The sequence below is a fragment of the Limnobacter sp. genome (genome assembly GCF_036846585.1).
Lineage (GTDB): Bacteria > Pseudomonadota > Gammaproteobacteria > Burkholderiales > Burkholderiaceae_B > Limnobacter.
This window is the reverse complement of record NZ_DAIUBR010000003.1, coordinates 183,334-194,870: the sequence shown is the minus strand read 5'-3', so window position 1 is coordinate 194,870 and position 11,537 is coordinate 183,334. Positions and strand designations below refer to the sequence as shown.

The 11,537-nt window shown below is 54.0% G+C and carries 13 protein-coding genes; 7 read left to right on the top strand and 6 right to left on the bottom strand.

Translation table 11 applies throughout. The features are described from left to right. Positions 1–105: 105 nt before the first annotated feature. The 3 genes from amt to V7028_RS02855 all read right to left on the bottom strand — a co-directional run bounded on the left by amt (position 106) and on the right by V7028_RS02855 (position 2,744). Positions 106–1,551, bottom strand: coding sequence for an ammonium transporter (gene amt, locus V7028_RS02865; RefSeq protein ID WP_334118597.1), 1,446 nt, complete (start codon positions 1,549–1,551; stop codon positions 106–108). Between the two features lie 21 nt (positions 1,552–1,572). Next, the gene (locus V7028_RS02860; RefSeq protein WP_334118596.1) at positions 1,573–1,911 is read right to left on the bottom strand and encodes a P-II family nitrogen regulator; all 339 of its coding nucleotides are present in this window, start codon (positions 1,909–1,911) and stop codon (positions 1,573–1,575) included. A gap of 71 nt (positions 1,912–1,982) precedes the next feature. Further along, positions 1,983–2,744, bottom strand: a complete 762-nt coding sequence (locus V7028_RS02855; protein WP_334118595.1) for a TorF family putative porin — start codon at positions 2,742–2,744, stop codon at positions 1,983–1,985. A gap of 148 nt (positions 2,745–2,892) precedes the next feature. On the opposite strand from V7028_RS02855, the gene V7028_RS02850 reads away from it, so the two are divergent. Together V7028_RS02850 and V7028_RS02845 are read left to right on the top strand one after the other, a co-directional pair. Then, complete coding sequence (locus V7028_RS02850) at positions 2,893–3,186, top strand: accessory factor UbiK family protein (RefSeq protein WP_334118594.1); 294 nt, start codon at positions 2,893–2,895, stop codon at positions 3,184–3,186. A gap of 109 nt (positions 3,187–3,295) precedes the next feature. Further along, positions 3,296–4,834 (top strand): YifB family Mg chelatase-like AAA ATPase, encoded by a 1,539-nt coding sequence (locus V7028_RS02845; protein ID WP_334118593.1) that lies wholly within the window; start codon positions 3,296–3,298, stop codon positions 4,832–4,834. On the opposite strand, the gene V7028_RS02840 is transcribed toward V7028_RS02845, so the two are convergent. Further along, positions 4,801–6,102 carry an MFS transporter gene (locus V7028_RS02840; protein WP_334118592.1) on the bottom strand — a complete coding sequence of 434 codons (1,302 nt, stop codon included), beginning with the start codon at positions 6,100–6,102 and terminating at the stop codon, positions 4,801–4,803. The two genes, V7028_RS02845 and V7028_RS02840, sit on opposite strands and share 34 nt — an antisense overlap. Then, on the bottom strand, positions 6,102–6,644 hold the full coding sequence (locus tag V7028_RS02835) for a hypothetical protein (RefSeq protein ID WP_334118591.1): 543 nt from the start codon (positions 6,642–6,644) through the stop codon (positions 6,102–6,104). The genes V7028_RS02840 and V7028_RS02835 overlap by 1 nt, the downstream gene beginning before the upstream one ends. 90 nt (positions 6,645–6,734) lie before the next feature. On the opposite strand from V7028_RS02835, the gene V7028_RS02830 reads away from it, so the two are divergent. From V7028_RS02830 to V7028_RS02820, 3 genes are all read left to right on the top strand, one after another. Beyond that, a complete protein-coding gene (locus tag V7028_RS02830; RefSeq protein WP_334118590.1) occupies positions 6,735–7,067 on the top strand; it encodes a DUF1840 domain-containing protein in 333 nt (110 codons plus the stop codon). 85 nt (positions 7,068–7,152) lie between these two features. After that, on the top strand, positions 7,153–7,644 hold the full coding sequence (locus V7028_RS02825) for a M23 family metallopeptidase (protein ID WP_334118589.1): 492 nt from the start codon (positions 7,153–7,155) through the stop codon (positions 7,642–7,644). Between the two features lie 2 nt (positions 7,645–7,646). Further along, positions 7,647–8,354, top strand: a complete 708-nt coding sequence (locus tag V7028_RS02820; RefSeq protein WP_334118588.1) for a hypothetical protein — start codon at positions 7,647–7,649, stop codon at positions 8,352–8,354. 20 nt (positions 8,355–8,374) lie between these two features. Here the strand turns inward: V7028_RS02820 and V7028_RS02815 are convergent, their stop codons facing one another. Next, positions 8,375–8,893 carry an Mpo1 family 2-hydroxy fatty acid dioxygenase gene (locus V7028_RS02815; protein WP_334118587.1) on the bottom strand — a complete coding sequence of 173 codons (519 nt, stop codon included), beginning with the start codon at positions 8,891–8,893 and terminating at the stop codon, positions 8,375–8,377. Between the two features lie 113 nt (positions 8,894–9,006). Here V7028_RS02815 and V7028_RS02810 point away from each other — a divergent pair, with 113 nt between their 5' ends. After that, positions 9,007–9,717 carry a Crp/Fnr family transcriptional regulator gene (locus V7028_RS02810; RefSeq protein ID WP_334118586.1) on the top strand — a complete coding sequence of 237 codons (711 nt, stop codon included), beginning with the start codon at positions 9,007–9,009 and terminating at the stop codon, positions 9,715–9,717. Positions 9,718–9,803: 86 nt separating this feature from the next. Continuing rightward, entirely contained in the window at positions 9,804–11,504 is a 1,701-nt protein-coding gene (locus V7028_RS02805; RefSeq protein ID WP_334118585.1) for a DUF4394 domain-containing protein, read from the top strand. Positions 11,505–11,537: the final 33 nt, after the last annotated feature.

The window sequence follows — 11,537 nt, the reverse complement described above, 5'->3', positions numbered from 1 at the left end:
GAGTCACCCTTGCCCGGAAACTTACAAAAAAGGCACCCGAAGGTGCCTTTGAATCAGCCCTTTACCCCGGGCTGAAGGAATCCACCTAAGTGGAGAGTGTTCACATTACTTGCTGTAGGCTGTTTCACCGTGAGAGGTGATATCCAGGCCTTCACGTTCCGCATCTTCTGGAACACGCAAGCCAACGATCAGGTCAACCAGCTTGAAGGCGATTGCAGCAACAATACCGGACCACACGATGGTGATGATCACACCCTTGGCTTGTACGGCCAACTGGGAAGCAATCACGAAGTCGTCGCCCATGGTGCCACCAAGGGTTGGTGCAGACAACACACCCACCATCAAGGCACCCAGAATACCACCCACGCCGTGCACGCCGAATACATCAAGTGCATCATCAGCACCCAGCATTTTCTTCAGGCCGGTTACACCCCACAGGCACAATGGGCCAGCCATCAAGCCAAGGATCAGGGCACCCATCGGGCCGATCGTGCCGCAAGCAGGTGTAATGGCAACCAAACCACCCACTGCACCAGACGCTGCACCCAGCATGGAAGCCTTGCCTTTAACCATTGCTTCCGCACCGGCCCAGCTCAATGTTGCAGCCGCCGTGGCCAGCAAGGTGTTGATAAAGGCCAGTGTGGTACCACCGTTGGCTTCCAGGTTTGAACCTGCATTGAAACCGAACCAGCCCACCCACAGCATGGATGCACCAACCATGGTCAGTGTCAGGCTGTGTGGCGTCATGGCTTCCTTGCCGTAACCAATGCGCTTGCCGATCATGTAAGCACCCACCAAACCCGCAACCGCAGCGTTGATGTGAACCACGGTACCGCCCGCGAAGTCGATTGCGCCATCAGCAAAGATGAAGCCAGCCGCGTCCCACACCATGTGTGCGATCGGGATGTAACTGAAAGTGAACCAGATTGCGCAGAACAGCAGCACTGCAGAGAACTTGATGCGCTCGGCGAATGCACCCACGATAAGAGCACAAGTGATGGCTGCGAATGTGGACTGGAATGCGATGAAAATGAACTCAGGGATCATGACACCTTCAGTGAAGGTGGCAGACAGGGAGGCTGGCGTTACACCGCTCAGGAAGAGCTTGCTGAAATTGCCCACGAATGGATTGTCACCGCCACCGAAAGTCAGGCTGTAACCATAAATGGCCCACAACACGACGATCAGACAGAACACGGACATGACCTGCATCAGCACGGACAACATGTTCTTGGCGCGAACCAGGCCACCGTAGAACAGGGCCAGGCCGGGAATGGTCATGAAGATGACCAGAATGGTGGCAACCATCATCCAGGTGGTGTCACCTTTGTCCACGGTTTGTTCAACAGCGGGTGCAGCCTCTTCTGCGGGCGCTGCTTCAGCGGCCACAGGTGCTTCAGCCGCAGGGGTTGCGTCAGAAGCGGGGGCGGCGATTGTCTCGGTGGCTTCAGTGGCAGGCGCTGTCGGGGTTTCTTGCGCATACACACCAGGGCTTGCAACACTGAAACCCAGTGCAGCTGCCGCCAGCCAGATTGTCAGAAGTTTTCTCATGATTTCCTCACTTCTCTCTGGTTAAAGGGCGTCTTTACCGGTCTCGCCTGTGCGAATACGGGTAACACTCAACAAATCGAACACGAAAATTTTGCCATCACCGATTTTGCCGGTTTTCGCAGCGGTCTCAATGGCTTCGCACGCTTGATCAACCAAGCCATCGTCCACCGCAGCTTCAATTTTCACCTTGGGCAAAAAGTCAACCACATATTCCGCACCGCGGTACAGCTCGGTGTGTCCCTTTTGGCGACCAAAACCTTTCACTTCGGTAACCGTAATGCCTTGTACGCCGATGGCAGACAGCGCTTCACGGACTTCATCGAGTTTGAAAGGCTTAATGACTGCTGAAATTAGCTTCATTACGCACTCCTGAATTAAGTTTGAAGAGGGTAAAAACAGCGCCCCTCTTCAGAGCGCTGTCTGGATTCAATTTAGAACTTGGCGCTAAAAGTCACAACAAGTGAACCGTCTGTCAGGTCATCATTGTTGATCAAGGCTTGCGCGTCGTCATCCGTTTCAATGTATGCAGCAGTTACTGAATACTTTGGGCTGATGGCGTAGGTCGCGCCAATGCTGTAATCAGCATAGGAATCGATGGTGCCTGCGCCTGCGCGCAGGTTGGCCATGTCTTTGTCGAAAGTAGTCAAACCGTAATGCGCGGTCAAAGACAACTGTTCGGACAAGCCAAAAGTGTAGCCCAGGTCAAGGTAGGTAGAACCGCCCTGATCGGTTGAACCATTGGCTGCGGTAAACGCGAAATAGTCATCCGATGCGGCAACAGACAACTTGGCGTAAGCACCGGCGTAAGACAGCTTGCCGTAGATTTCCAGGGTGTCTGCATCAGGGCCGGTGCCCTGGTTGTAGCCTTCGTAGAAATAGTACAAAGCACCTACATCGTAACCAATGCCGCTGAATTCACCGGCGTAGCCACCGTAGAAGTCCATTTCCAGACCAGAGCTACCAGCACCCAGGTTGTTGATGTTGGAGTTCCAGTTGCCTACATAGAAACCGTTGCTGAACGCTGCGTCAAAGCCGCCCTGGAATGCTGGACCGGCGTTGGTTTGGGAAATACCACGGAATTTGTAATCGGTAGTGATGTTTGCGTTGGCTGTCGTAGTTACGTCCGCCTGTGCAGTTGAAACAGCCCCGAAGGTACATGCAGCGATTGCAGTTACCAGTACTAGTTTTTTCATCTCACTCTCCTGAAAATAGATGAATGCCGTAAAGTTTTTTTGGCAAGGGTCTATTAGCGAGAAGTGTGCCAGCGGCGTACCCGGCAGTAATTTCGCGATAAATCCCCCTTTTTCGGGCACAATAGGCACTCGATTTTTTGAATTTTCGATGGCCGCACCATTTTGGCGCACTGTTTTGGTGCGCCCCGAACTCACCACACCGGGGGAAACTTTGGCAGACAATCCATTTGAGTCCATTCAGGCAAAAGTCAGCGAAATGCTGAATGCAAAAGGGCTGCAGAATCTTGAAAACCCAATCACACAACTGATTCGGCAAGGTTTACAAGACATGGAGTTTGTCAGCCTGGAAGATTTCGAGATTCAGCGCGAAGTACTGAACCGATTACGCGAAAAGGTGCATGCACTGGAATTGCGCGTGACCGAACTTGAAAAACGCACCTGATCAACCAACTGGCAATGCATCACCCGCCGGGTGACGCAGACCGAAGCACCCGTTTGCCCAAACAGCAAGATTGGGGATAATCATTTAGGTTTAAGCGCCCTGCGTCCCCATGCCTTTAGCCACCCTGCACAGCCTCACATTCGTGGGTGTTCGCCCTGTTCCCGTTCAAATTGAAGTGCACCTGTCGGCGGGTTTGCCATCGTTTGCACTGGTGGGCCTGCCCGACACCGAAATTCGGGAATCCAAAGAACGCGTGCGCTCGGCCCTGCTCAACAGCGGCTTTGAATTTCCGTCGCAACGAATTACTGTGAACCTGGCGCCCGCCGACCTGCCCAAAGGCAGTGCAGCATTTGACCTGGCTGTTGCCTTGGGCATTGCCGCAGCATCGGGTCAACTGGCCAAAGCCGAACTTGAAAACTGGGTGTTCGCCGGGGAGCTTTCACTTTCTGGTGCCCTGACCGGCGTTAGAAGTCCTTTTGCGCTGGCCGTGGCCACCCGCAAAGAAGCACGCCAAGGCAAACGCCCCTTGAAATTGATGATGCCCAAAGCACAGGCCGCACTGGCCGCCACCGTGCCTGATATTGCCGTGTTTGGTGCCAGCAGTTTGTTTGAAGCGGCAGCCCACCTGGTTGGTCATGGCAAGCCGCTGGAACAGCAAACCGTGGCCCAAATTCAAAGCACACACACACCACACCTGTTCGACATGGCCGAGGTAATTGGTCATCAAACAGCCAAACATGCCCTGCTGGCAGCCGCAGCGGGGCAACACCACATTCGCCTTGTGGGGCCGCCCGGCAGCGGAAAATCCATGCTGGCCCAGCGCGTGGGCGGCTTGCTGCCCGCCCTGCCCTTTGAAGACTCACTTGATATTTCTGCCATTCGCAGCCTGAAGGGGGAAAGTGACCAGTTCAGCCAGGTGCGCCCGTTTCGCAACCCACACCCAAGCAGCTCGATGGCGGCACTGATAGGCGGTGGCAACCCGCCCTCGCCGGGCGAAATCACACTGGCACACCAAGGGGTTTTGTTCACAGACGAGGTGCTTGAGTTTGATCGGCGATGCCTGGAATCATTGCGCGAACCACTGGAAACGGGTCGCGTGAATATTTCACGGTCAGGCCACCAGGCCAACTTTCCCGCGCGGTTTTTGTGGGTCTGTGCACACAACCCGTGCCCGTGTGGCTGGCTTGGACACCCGGCACGGGAATGCCGCTGCACGCCCGAACAGGTGCGCCGCTATCAGGGCAAGCTGTCGGGTCCGCTGGCCGATCGGCTGGATATTTCAATTGACGTTCAACCGGTGGACCACGCCGCCCTGCTGCAAAACGATGTGGCCAAACACAGCGACACACCCGGCAGCGCCACACTGTTGACCCAAGTTGAGCGGGCACGCAGCATTCAACTGGATCGACAAGGCTGCCTGAATGGTGAAATGACCCCGGGCCAAATCAACATGCACGCAAAACCCGAACACAGCGCGGAAAAACTGTTGCTACTTTATGCGCAGAAGAACCACCTGTCAGCACGCGCACTGCACCGGGTATGCCGGGTTGCACGCACCCTGGCAGACCTGGACACGGCCATCGATGTTCAGAAAAAACACGTGGCCACAGCCATTCAATACCGCAAATCGCTCAGTGAGATCAAATGACTGGTTTTGCGCCCGGGCCGGGCATACCACAGCCAGCTGCCCAACTGCACAACCCACAAAGCTGCCAGTGACAAACGCATGGCGTCGGTGCTGGTAAAGCCTGCAGCAACAAACGCATCAATGCCCACGCCAATGCCCCACTGGATGCTGAACGCGCCAATGAAGATCAGCAAATTCAACGCCGTGCTGGATCGCCCGGTCAACTTTTTCGGGAAAGGCTTGTTGCATGTGGCATAGGTCATGATGCCGGAAGAAATCAGGAAAGCATGAACCAGCCAACCCCACAAGCCCGATTGTGCGCCCTGCACAATTTGAACGGCAAAAACCACCAGCGACAGCCCCATGCCAATCAGCATGATCTGGTCTTCATCGCCACCCGCCTTGGACACACGGCGTGTCAGAAAGCCCAAGGCCAGGTAACCCGCCATCAACACGGCTGAAATCCAGAACATGTTCTGCGCAGCCTGGGCATTGCTCAAACCAATCACATTGGTGAACCAGGGCCCCACCCAAAGGCCATGAAACGCCATGAAACCACCCTGTGTGATCATGGCCAGCGGTGCAACACGCCAAAAATGCGGGTGCGCATAAATGGCGCGGTAACCTTGTGCCATGTCGCCAACCGATTCCGTTTTCTGGGGTTTGAACAATTTTGGCAACACAAACCACAGCGCCAGCCCGGCCAGCACGCACAACACGGCGGCCAGACCGAAAACACCGCGCCAACCCAGAGATGGCAAGGCGGCTTCAACGGGCGTGGTCACTGTAAGCGCCCCCATGGACCCTGCCACCAGCATCCACGACGACAGACTGGCCTGCATGTGTGGGCGAAAGTACAGGGAATATGCTTTGACGGCGGCCATCAGACAGGCAGACACACCCACACCAATCAATGCACGGCCCAACCACAGGACAGTATACGATTCAGCCACCGCAAACAACACGGCGCCCAAGGCGGCAAAACCAATCAACACGGCTTCAACACGGCGTGGGCCGTAGCGATCCAGCATCACCCCCACCGGCAATTGCATCACGGCAAAAGACAAAAAGTAGGCAGACGCCAGAAAACCCAGTTGACTGGCCGACAAACCCAGTTCAGCCACCAAGGGCTGCGCGATCACCGCATTGATCGCCCGGAAGGCATATGACATGACATAGGCCAGCGCAAAAATCACAAAGATGCGAATGGCCAGGGCGCCGTTGACATACATGTGTTCAAGGCCATCGGGGCCGATTTCCCGGGACACATGGTCGGGGTTGTACCGCATCACTGCCCCAGCAGGGAAAACCCGCCAAACCAGGTGGTTGGCGCGTTGGGGTCGAGCTGCTCACTGCCCCCCATCATCAGGACTTCATACAAAGTGCCGCGATGTTCGAAAAAACGCGCCTGGGCAAACGCGGCATGCCCGTCGGGCAGTTTCCCGGTAATTGACATTTCATACGCCGCTTTGCCCAACCATTGAATTTGATTCAGTTCTGGCTTGCCCGCAGCAATGTTGTTGGCCACCGATTGCGCCAAGGCATCGCGCAGGGCGGTGCTTTGAATTTGCAATTCACCTTGCAGGGGCACCGTGCCCACCGCAAAATACAGGCCTTCAACCTGCGCCGCCTGCATGGTCAGGGGTACTTGCAGCCCGATCAAGTCCAGGGTGCGGGTCACTTGCGCGGGTTTGTCGGGAAAGGTGGCCATGTAACCCACATCGGCGTTGGGCACGGTGCGCCAGTTGTACTGTGGCGAACACCCGGCAAGGGTCCATAATGCAAGCAGACCAATAAAAATGCGGCGGCTTTTGCTTAAAAATGAATTCATGAAGCGCTTTGAAGCGAAAATTGAGCAGGTGCACCATTGTAGGTGCACTTCCGGCAGATCAACAGCAGTAATCACCAGAGTGCGAACAGAATGGGTATCGTTAAATTCAAGTCCAAGGCAGCGGGCGACATTGTGATGTTCAAATCCAATGCTGAGCAAATGTTTCGAATCATGGGGATCGAGCCCAGTGCCCGCGGGGTGATTGAGCCCAAAGACCTGGCGCATGCACATGCGCAGTTGGTGGCTGCCATCAACACGGAGCGCATGGCCAGGGCCGGCAATCCGGTCAATGAAGACGAGTTAAGCCTGGAAGAAAAAATTGCGCTGAAAAACCATGTCAGCCTGGAGCAACGGGCCTACCCCCTGTTGAAAATGCTGGAGGAGGCCCAGAAGAAGAATGTGGATGTGCACTGGGGGTTCTAATTCGGGTGATACCCGGCAAGTGACTTTTGTCACCCCATCCATAACCTGTCTAGACTGAAGGGGCCTTACTTTTTCAGGATCTCGAATGTCCGTCGATTACAGAAAAATTTTCTGGCCCCTGCTTCACAACAAAATCCGACGCGGAGTGAAAAACCATACATTCGGTATGGTGCGCAAATACAAAAACGGCGTTGCCAAACCACACCAAGGATGGGATTTTGAGGCTACAACGGGCACGCCCTTCTATGCCATTGGATCAGGAAAAGTCCAGTTTGTAAGGTCGAACGGTGATTACGGACTTCAACTTTGCCATTCATTCGAATTCAAGGGTCAAACACTCTATGCTTTTTACGCTCATCTTGAGCGAACTTATGTTCATCAAGGTGACTCGATTTCCGGCAACCAAGAGCTGGGGACCACCGGCGAAACCGGTAATGCCAAGGGAGCTCCCAAAGCAGACCAACACCTACATTTTGAAATTCGTACAACGGTGACACCCCGCCCGTCACTGTTAGATAGAATTGACCCAAGCGTCGTTTTTGGGCACTGTCCCCTCACTATTGGCGTTGCCGGTTAAACATGAAACATTCAGCAGCAATTAAAACCCTGGTATGCCTAAGTGTGTTGTTCGCAAACTTCGCGTTCGCAGGGGAATGGATTCGCGTTGCCAAATCCAACCCGGAAGGAAGTGCGGTTTACAACAAAGTCAGTGAAATGGGCCTTACTTGCGAGTATTTTGTTACCCCGTTCGATGGGCGTTCCATTTTGACGAGCTGTCGGGATGCGCAAAACAGCACTTCGGAGCTTGGTTTATATATCCTGAAAAAAGTGGGTGACTCATACTCAAAAAACCTTCTTTTCAAGTTGGGTGACGCCTCACGGACAATCTCTCTTGAATTTCACTCTCCAAAAACAATTACAAATCACCTTAATCCACAGTCGAAAGACAAAACTGAGCAACGAATTGTTTTAATCGATGTAATGGATGAAGGGAGCTGTTATGCAACCGAGGTGTTTGGACTGGACGGTGGGATATTCGATCACCTTGGTACAGTAGAGTTTTCTGCTTTGAGCTACACCATGCACCCAGATGCACCCGTTTACGAGACCAGAATGGAGTGTTTAGGACTGTACGGCCGTGTAAGCTCAAAAGGCAGTGAGGCTACGCTGACATTCTCAGCACCACAGATATACGAAATGAATTCAAATACCGGAAATTTAATGCCGTTGAAAGAGAGTGAGCTCAAGTACCGATTGTTTTCATCGAAACTCACTCGCATAAAATAATCAGCAAAAACTTTACGTTCTTAGCCAGCCATTTGTTTTCTACGAACCGGCCCGGCAATGGCTTCCACCTGTGTCTGGGTTTTCTTGCCCAGGCCAATCAGGAATCCCATTTCAGCGACCACAAACAGCGGGCCGATGGCCAAGCCAATCAAGTCATCCACGAAAGCGGGTTTTCGCCCTTCGTAGTAATGGCCGATAAACTGAATAACCCAGCCCACCACAAAAATACCCACGCCTGCGCCAAGCCAGGCGGCCATGCCCAGCGTTGCAAACTGGCCAGCCACGATCAACAAGGCACCGTGGATCAGGAACATGGCCAAACCGTAACCAATGCTCAGCTTGAAGTAAAACAGACTGGACAACAAAAAGACCACCAAGGCTGGTGTTACAGCAACGCCTGCCACGTCCACGGAAAACCTGGACAACAGGATGAGCACTGACAACACAATGATGGGCACGCCCACAAAGTGGGTTGCAATGTTGCGGGGATCGCGGTGATACGTTGCGTAAGTCGCCAGCTGATCGACCAAAGTTCTCATGGGTGTTCTCCTTAAACAAGACCCTATGGTTACAAATCAGAAACCAAAGGTCTGTCAATTGCCTGACATTTGATGCTAATTTAGAAGGAAAGGTGGAGACATAAAAAAATACAATGCAAACAAGCAATCTTCAACAAATTCTGAACCGGGGGCGCTGGTTCGCCAACCTGCCTCCAAATCTGCAACAGGCCTTGCTTAAACACGGCGTGGTGCGCCAGTTTCAGAACGGACAGCGTCTGTTCTCAAGAGGCGACTGCGCCGACGGGCTGTATGCCATGCTAAATGGCTCGGTTCAAATTGTAGGCGCCAACAAACATGGCGCGGAAGACAAACACGTCATTTTGACACTGATCGACCCACCCGACTGGTTCGGTGAAATTTGCCTGTTTGACCGGCAACCCCGCACGCACGATGCGCTGGCCGACGGCCCGGTCACCGTGCTGCACGTTCGGCAAAGCCTGCTGGACCAGCTGATTTCAGAGAACCCCAACTACTGGCGCGAATTCGGCTTGCTGCTAACCCAGAAAGTTCGCCTGATCTTCGGTGCCATTGAAGATGCGGCCCTGCTACCCACCCCAATGCGCCTTGCACGGCGGCTTCTTCAAATGGCCGAAGGTTATGGCATACGATCCGACAGCGACACCGTGAGCGCACGCACGCTGCATGTGTCGCAGGAAAAGTTGTCGGCCATGCTGTCCATTTCACGGCAAACCGTAAACCAGATGCTCAAGGAACTTGAAAATGAAGGGCTACTGCTACTGGGACGGGGCAATATTGAAATTCTGAACCTGGAAAAACTGAAGCGCAAAGCGCAAACCAGCTAGCTGCATCCAGAAGATCACTGTCGGTGTTCTAACTGTGTCGCCTTCGGGTTTGACGCTGCTTTTTGAATGACCGACAGAGGGATCAAATGACAAAATTCAAAATGAAATGGTTGGCACTGGCTGTATCTGGCGTGGTGTTGGGCGGATGCCTTTCAAGCAATGACGATCCGTCATTGAGTGCTGGTGATGTGTTTGTGCTGACATCCAACAATCAACTGACCACATTCAACCGGACAGACCCCAGTGTTGTAAGAACATCTGTTCCGGTTTCTGGCGTGATGAGCGGCGACACGCTTCTGGGCATTGATTTCCGCCCCCGCGATGGCATGCTGTACGCCATTGCAAGAACATCCCCGGGCAATGGTGGGCGTTTGTACACCATCAACACCACAACGGGTGCAGCCACTGCAGGTGCAACATTAATACCTGCTGCAACCCCAACAGCGAACGGCCCATACACCACACTGGACGCGGCAGCCACTTCATTCAGCGTTGACTTTAACCCGGCAGCAGATGCGCTGCGCCTGATCAGTGACACTGGCCAAAACCTGCGTATTTTCGTGGCCAACGCAACTGGGCGAACCGCCGGTGAAGCGTTTGTTGATGGCACGGTGTCGGATGCTGCGGCAGACATTTCGGGCGCAGCCTATACCAATTCGTTTGACGGTACCACCAACACCCGCTTGCTGAACATTGACACCGTGGGCGACAACCTGACATTCCAGAACCCGCCAAATGACGGCACACAAGTGGTTGCAGCACCACTGGGTGTAAATGCAAGTGGCATGGTTGGTTTCGACATTGATGCGCGCAACAACCGGGGCTACGCCTTGCTGAACGTGGGCGGCAGCGTGGTGTTTCACACCATTGCCATTCCCGACTCAACGGCAACATTGCCCGTGGCTGGCCCTGCCGCTGTGGCGGTGGGTACACTGAATATTTCAGGCGTTGTGGGCATGGCTTTGGCGCAGCCAACCGCACCAACAGCAGTTGCTTTGGATGGCAACACCGCCGGTTCGCAGCGCTTGTTGAAGTTTGGTATTCGCACACCCAACACAGCAACGGCCACTGCCATTACCGGCTTGCCTTCAGGCGAACGTTTGCTGTCTATTGACTTCCGCCCCAGTAACGGGCGCTTGTATGGTCTAAGCAGCGCAGGCAAAATTTTCACGATCAACCCAGATACAGGTGCAGCCACCCTGGGTTCCACGCTCAGCGTAGCCACAGACATTGTGAATGGCTTGGCGGCTGGTAAAAATTACGCCATCGACATCAACCCTGCAGCAGATGCACTGCGCATTGTCAGTTCACCAGAAGGTGACGGTGCATCCAAGAACTACCGTGTTCCCGGTGCCAACCTGGAAAGCACAGGAACCACCAACACCGACACAGACCTGACTTTGAATGGTGTGACCACAGGCTTTGGCATTGCCCAAATTGCCTACACCAACAGCTTTGCCAACCCTGCACCAACGGGCACCCGTTTGTTTGATGTGGACGCTGACAACAATCGGCTTTTGCAACAGACCAACGCCAACGGTGGAACCTTGGCCGAGATTGGAGCAATCGGTACATTTAACGACTACGGTGGTTTTGATATTTCCGGTGGCGACAACGGCATGGTGCTGATGAGCAATCGCGTGTTGACCACAGGTGTATTCAGCCTGTTTACGGTCAACCTGGCCACTGGCGCGGCAACTGCGGCAGGCGTGGGCAGTGGCACCAACGAAATCGGTTCGGGCCCAACGGCAAGCACCGACATTCGCGCACTCAGCGTTCGCTTCTAAAACGAAAAACCCCGGTTCAAAAGACCGGGGGTT

Coding starts and splice junctions, on each gene's coding strand:
- amt (WP_334118597.1), bottom strand. CDS start 1,551: ATGAGAAAACTTCTGACAATCTGGCTGGCGGCAGCTGCACTGGGTTTC.
- V7028_RS02860 (WP_334118596.1), bottom strand. CDS start 1,911: ATGAAGCTAATTTCAGCAGTCATTAAGCCTTTCAAACTCGATGAAGTC.
- V7028_RS02855 (WP_334118595.1), bottom strand. CDS start 2,744: ATGAAAAAACTAGTACTGGTAACTGCAATCGCTGCATGTACCTTCGGG.
- V7028_RS02850 (WP_334118594.1), top strand. CDS start 2,893: ATGGCCGCACCATTTTGGCGCACTGTTTTGGTGCGCCCCGAACTCACC.
- V7028_RS02845 (WP_334118593.1), top strand. CDS start 3,296: ATGCCTTTAGCCACCCTGCACAGCCTCACATTCGTGGGTGTTCGCCCT.
- V7028_RS02840 (WP_334118592.1), bottom strand. CDS start 6,102: ATGCGGTACAACCCCGACCATGTGTCCCGGGAAATCGGCCCCGATGGC.
- V7028_RS02835 (WP_334118591.1), bottom strand. CDS start 6,644: ATGAATTCATTTTTAAGCAAAAGCCGCCGCATTTTTATTGGTCTGCTT.
- V7028_RS02830 (WP_334118590.1), top strand. CDS start 6,735: ATGGGTATCGTTAAATTCAAGTCCAAGGCAGCGGGCGACATTGTGATG.
- V7028_RS02825 (WP_334118589.1), top strand. CDS start 7,153: ATGTCCGTCGATTACAGAAAAATTTTCTGGCCCCTGCTTCACAACAAA.
- V7028_RS02820 (WP_334118588.1), top strand. CDS start 7,647: ATGAAACATTCAGCAGCAATTAAAACCCTGGTATGCCTAAGTGTGTTG.
- V7028_RS02815 (WP_334118587.1), bottom strand. CDS start 8,893: ATGAGAACTTTGGTCGATCAGCTGGCGACTTACGCAACGTATCACCGC.
- V7028_RS02810 (WP_334118586.1), top strand. CDS start 9,007: ATGCAAACAAGCAATCTTCAACAAATTCTGAACCGGGGGCGCTGGTTC.
- V7028_RS02805 (WP_334118585.1), top strand. CDS start 9,804: ATGACAAAATTCAAAATGAAATGGTTGGCACTGGCTGTATCTGGCGTG.